Genomic DNA, 3961 nt, shown 5'->3' with positions numbered 1-3961 from the left:
CGTTCGCGCCGGAACGCGCGCTCGTGCTGCCCACGGACGTGGCCGACGAGGCGCAGGTCGCCGCCGCCTTCGACGCGATCGAGCGCCGCTGGGGCCGGCTCGACTTCCTGTTCAACAACGCCGGACGCGGCGCGCCAGCGTCGGACATCGACGAACTCAGCATCGAGACCTGGCGCGCGGTGGTCGACATCAACCTGACCGGCAGCTTCCTGTGCGCCCGCGCAGCCTTCGGCCTGATGAAGCGGCAGTCGCCGCGCGGCGGACGCATCGTCAACAACGGCTCGATCTCGGCGCATGCGCCGCGCCCGGGGTCGATCGCCTACACCTCGACCAAACACGCCATCACCGGGCTGACGAAGACCCTGGCGCTGGACGGTCGCCCGCACGACATCGCCGCCGGCCAGCTCGACATCGGCAACGCCGCGACCGACCTGACCGAGCGCTTCGTGCACGGCGTGCCGCAGGCGCACGGCGGCACGATGGTCGAACCGCGGATGGATGTCGCCCACGCCGCCAGCGCGCTGCTCTACATGGCGGAATTGCCGCTGTCGGCCAACGTGCCTTTCCTGACGGTCATGGCCACCAAGATGCCCTACATTGGCCGAGGCTGATACCCGGGAAGATCGCGCCGCGGACTTGAATCCGCGCGATCGCCCCGATCTGAAGGAACGATGAACGCTCTCTCCACGCTCTTCTCGATCGCTGCCCGCCTCGTGCTGGCGGCGGCCTCCATCGTGCTGTTCCTGGCGGTGCTCGCCGCCGGGCTGGTGATCTTCGGCGTCGTGCTGCTGTGGAGCCTGATCCGCGGTCGCAAACCGACGCTGCATACGGCTACCTTCCGCCGCGCGGCGCAGTTCCGTTCCCAGGCCTTCCGGCCGGGCGGCATGCAGGGCATGGATGGCGGCCGCGCGCCGCAGGGCGAGGTGATCGACGCCGAGGTCCGCGAAGTCCCGAACAGCGATCCGCGCCTGGAACGCTGAGGTCAGTACTTCGGCGGTGCGCTGAGCTCGTCCCAGAGCTCGTCGTAGATGCGGTAGCGCGACGGGCTGATCTTGCCCGCCTCGACGGCGACCAGCACCGCGCAGCCCGGTTCGTGCCGGTGGCTGCAGTTGTGGAAGCGGCACTCGCCCAGATACGGCTGGAAATCGGCCATGTAGCTCGCCAGGTCCGGCGCGGCGATCTGCCGCAGTCCGAATTCCTGGAAGCCCGGCGAGTCGATCAACGCATCCTGGCGTTCCGCGTCCATCCAGTACCACTGCGTCGTCGTCGTCGTGTGGCGCCCTGAGTTCAGCGCCACCGAGATCTCGCCCACCTGCGCCTTCGCATCCGGCACCAGCAGGTTGATCAGGGTGCTCTTGCCGGTGCCGCTGGGACCGAGCACCAGCGTCGCCTGGCCGTGCAGCATGGGCCGCAGCGTCTCGCTCGCCTCGTCGGGACGGCCCTTGAAGCTGAGTTCCAGCACGTTCTGACCCATCGCCTTGTACGGCGCGAGGCGCTCACGCGCCGCGTCGGCACCCGGCAGGTCGGTCTTGTTCAGCACGATGTCGGCGGTGATGCCCGCGCTGCGCGCCGCGATCAGCGCGCGCGTCAGCTGCGACTCGGAGAACTGCGGATCCACCGCCACCAGGATCAGCAGCCGGTCCAGGTTGGCGGCGAAGCTCTTGGTCTTCCACTCGTCCTGGCGGAACAGCAGGTTGCGGCGCGGCTCGACCTTCTCGATGACGCCTTCGTGATCGCTGCTGCGCAACCAGCGCACGCGGTCGCCGACCACGCAATCGCTCTTCTTGCCGCGCGTCAGGCAGTGGATGCGCTGGCCGTCGTTGTCCTCGATGACGTAGTGACGGCCGTGTCCGCGCACCACCAGCCCGGTCTGAATGTCCTTGCTCATGCCGCATGCCCCGCGGGGGAGGGCCGTGTCGACGGCCTCGCGAGCGACGCGATCGCCGCCAGGCGTTCGCTGGCCGGCGGATGCGAGTAGTAGAAGCGCGCGAACACCGGGTCTGGCGTCAGCGTGCCGGCGTTGTCCTCATGCAGCTTCAGCAGCGCGTTGGACAGGTCGGCGCCGCTGGCCTGCGCGCAGGCGTAGGCATCGGCCTCGAACTCGTGCTTGCGCGACCACAGCGAGGTCAGCGGCGTCAGGAAGAAGGCGAACGGCGGCAGCGCCAGCATGATCAGCAGCAGGGCCAGCGCGTCGTTGGGCGCGTCCAGGCTGGGGCGCACCCCCAGGCCGAGGTAGAAGCCCGTCTGCGCGCTGAGCCAGCCCAGCAGCGCGAAGCCCGCCAGGCTCAGCCCGAACATCAGCACCAGGCGCTGCAGCACGTGGCGGCGCTTGAAGTGGCCCAGCTCATGCGCGAGCACGGCCTCGACCTCCGGCGGGTTCAGCCGCTCCAGCAGCGTGTCGAAGAACACCACGCGCTTGGCCGCGCCCAGCCCGGTGAAATAGGCGTTGCCGTGCGCCGAGCGCCGGCTGCCGTCCATCACGAACAGGCCCTTGGCCGCGAAGCCGCAGCGCTGCATCAGCGTCTGGACGCGCTCGCGCAGCACGGCGTCTTCCAGGGGCTGGAACTTGTTGAACAGCGGGGCGATGACGGTGGGGACGATCACCAGCATCAGCAGGGCGTAGCCCATCCACGCACCCCAGGCCCACAGCCACCAGAGGCTGCCGGCCTGGGCCATCAGCCACAGGATCAGCGCCGCGATCGGCAGGCCCAGCGCGGCGCCGATCGCCAGTCCCTTCACGCCGTCGACGAGGAACAGCTTCACCGACGTGCGGTTGAAGCCGAAGCGCTCTTCCAGCCGGAAGGTGTTGTAGATCGTCCAGGGCAGGTCCAGCACGCCGGACAGCAGCGAGAACGCCGTCAGCAGGCCGAGCTGGTAGCCCATGTCGCCGAGCTGGGGCCGCCACGACAGCGCCCACTGGTTGAGCAGGTCCAGCCCGCCCAGCAGCGTCCAGCCGATCAGCAGCGCGGTGTCCGCCGCCAGGTGCAGCGTGCCGAAGCGGCCGCGGGCGACGGTGTAGTCCGCCGCCTTCTGATGCGCCGACAGCGGCACCGTGCCGACGAAGGCGGTCGGCACCGCGCCGCGATGCCGCGCCACATGCCGCATCTGCCGCGAGGACAGCCACAGCTTGACCAGGAAGGAGAGCATCACCGCGGCGACGAAAGTCGCGGTCAGCACCAGCGGGGAGTGACTCAGCGCCGAGGGCGCCGGAGCGGCGGCGAGCGCCGCAGGAGAGATCTGCATGGACGGGAGTGTAGAGGGGCCCGACTCGGCGACAATCGCGCCCAACCTGAAGGACAACCCCATGACCACCGACACCACCGCCGCCCCCGCTGCCCCTGTCGCGGGCCCCGGTGCCAATCCCGTGCTGCCGCTCAACGACCAGAACCTGATCTGGATCGACCTGGAGATGACCGGCCTGTATCCGGACAAGGACCGCATCATCGAGATCGCCGTCGTCGTCACCGACGCTCAACTGACGGTGCGCGTCGAAGGCCCGGTCTTCGCGGTCCACCAGTCCGACGCGATGCTGGACGGCATGGACGCCTGGAACAAGGGCACGCACGGCAAGAGCGGCCTGATCGACCGCGTCAAGGCGTCGACCGTCAGCGAAGCCGACGCCGAGCAGCAGGTCATCGATTTCCTCAAGGCCTACATCCCCGCGGGCAAGTCGCCGATGTGCGGCAACTCGATCTGCCAGGACCGCCGCTTCCTGGCCAACTACATGCCCAAGCTGGAAGACTTCTTCCACTACCGCAACCTGGACGTGTCGACGCTCAAGGAGCTGGCGCGCCGCTGGAAGCCCGCCGCGATGGAAGGCTTCAAGAAAGCCCAGAAGCACACGGCGATGGCCGACATCCACGAGTCCATCGATGAGCTGCTCCATTACCGCGAGCATTTCCTGAAACTGGACTGAGTCCGGCCCGAGCCCGGCTGAAACACCGATACCGATGGACACCCC

Annotated in this window: 5 protein-coding genes; 3 read left to right on the top strand and 2 right to left on the bottom strand. The window is 68.7% G+C overall.

What is annotated here, in order from left to right:
- Window positions 1-611: SDR family oxidoreductase (locus tag VF536_RS23335; protein WP_331617298.1), on the top strand; the 611-nt coding region annotated here is incomplete at its 5' end.
- Window positions 612-671: 60 nt separating this feature from the next.
- Window positions 672-980, top strand: a complete 309-nt coding sequence (locus VF536_RS23330) for a hypothetical protein (RefSeq protein ID WP_331617297.1) — start codon at window positions 672-674, stop codon at window positions 978-980.
- A 2-nt stretch (window positions 981-982) separates the two neighbouring features.
- Here VF536_RS23330 and rsgA read toward each other — a convergent pair whose 3' ends face one another.
- The gene (rsgA, locus tag VF536_RS23325) at window positions 983-1888 is read right to left on the bottom strand and encodes a ribosome small subunit-dependent GTPase A (protein ID WP_331617296.1); all 906 of its coding nucleotides are present in this window, start codon (window positions 1886-1888) and stop codon (window positions 983-985) included.
- Window positions 1885-3195, bottom strand: a complete 1311-nt coding sequence (locus VF536_RS23320; RefSeq protein WP_331617299.1) for a M48 family metallopeptidase — start codon at window positions 3193-3195, stop codon at window positions 1885-1887. Before VF536_RS23320 ends, rsgA begins: the two co-directional genes overlap by 4 nt.
- Window positions 3196-3304: 109 nt before the next feature.
- Here VF536_RS23320 and orn point away from each other — a divergent pair, with 109 nt between their 5' ends.
- Entirely contained in the window at window positions 3305-3916 is a 612-nt protein-coding gene (gene orn, locus VF536_RS23315; protein ID WP_331617295.1) for an oligoribonuclease, read from the top strand.
- Window positions 3917-3961 lie beyond the last annotated feature (45 nt).

Source organism: Roseateles sp. (assembly GCF_036486225.1).
GTDB lineage: Bacteria > Pseudomonadota > Gammaproteobacteria > Burkholderiales > Burkholderiaceae_C > Roseateles.
This window is presented reverse-complemented; position numbering and strand designations above follow the sequence as displayed.